Raw genomic sequence first — 973 nt, 5'->3', positions numbered from 1 at the left:
AAATTCTCGTCATCGGAACCTGACCCCCGCCTGCCCTCCACGAACCAGCCGCAGGTAGTCCGGTGAAAGTCTTATGTCTCCTACGGACGGCGGGCCAAGAGCTGTGCCTGCCGGCCGCGTTCTTCGTCCACTGGTGCTCGCACCAGCTGGGCGACCTCGACAAGCCCCGCCTGCCTCACCAACCCCGCGAGGTGGTCAGGCGGCCAGCGGTAGGCGCGTGTCACCCGATGGTCGTAGGCATGCACCCCGGCCGCAGACTCGTCTGTGGCCAGGAAACCGAGCAACAGGTGGCCGCCAGGCGCCAGGACGCGGTGGACCTCGGCGAGGATGGCGGGGATGTCGGCGGGCGCGGTGTGGATGAGCGAGTAGCGGCAGAGGACACCGCCGAGCGTGCGGTCCGGCAGATCCAGCGCGGTCATCGTGCCCACATCGAACCGCAACCCTGGATAGGAGCTTCGGGCCAGGGCGACCATCGCCGCCGACAGATCCACACCGAACACGTCCAGCCCCAACCTGTGCAGGTAGGCCGTTGCATAGCCGGGCCCACAGCCAAGGTCCGCGACCGGACCGGCAAGATCGCGCACGATGTCGGCGAACGCGACCAGCAGCGCACGCTCCAACGGCTGGCGGTCGAGAACGTCAGCGAAACGCTCGGCATAGACCTCGGCCACGCCGTCGTACGCCGCCGCGACAGTAGCCAGATAGCTCGGGGCAGGCTCGGCCATGGCCGATCACCATACCCACCCAGCCACACCCCCTGCCCCTCAGCACCCAGCCACCGAAGACGATCGCAGGATCATCGGCCAGCACGCCCCAGCAACGGCGGAGCGGTAGGCCACTCGATCATCGACCCTGCCAAACAACGCGGCTGGAACCCTGCCATCTACCGGGGCCGGTCACATCATGGCGGCAAGATTCTTACCTGTCGAGCATTCATATCAACTTCCTCGCGGAGAGACGCGAGGGCCGCCAC

Annotated in this window: 1 protein-coding gene; it reads right to left on the bottom strand. The window is 67.1% G+C overall.

Annotated features, from left to right (window positions below; all coding sequences use genetic code 11):
• Window positions 1-80 precede the first annotated feature (80 nt).
• Window positions 81-725, bottom strand: coding sequence for a class I SAM-dependent DNA methyltransferase (locus U9980_RS18070; RefSeq protein ID WP_322768998.1), 645 nt, complete (start codon window positions 723-725; stop codon window positions 81-83).
• Between the last annotated feature and the right edge of the window lie 248 nt (window positions 726-973).

The organism is Protofrankia sp. Cr1, assembly GCF_963555865.1.
GTDB lineage: Bacteria > Actinomycetota > Actinomycetes > Frankiales > Frankiaceae > Protofrankia.
This window is presented reverse-complemented; position numbering and strand designations above follow the sequence as displayed.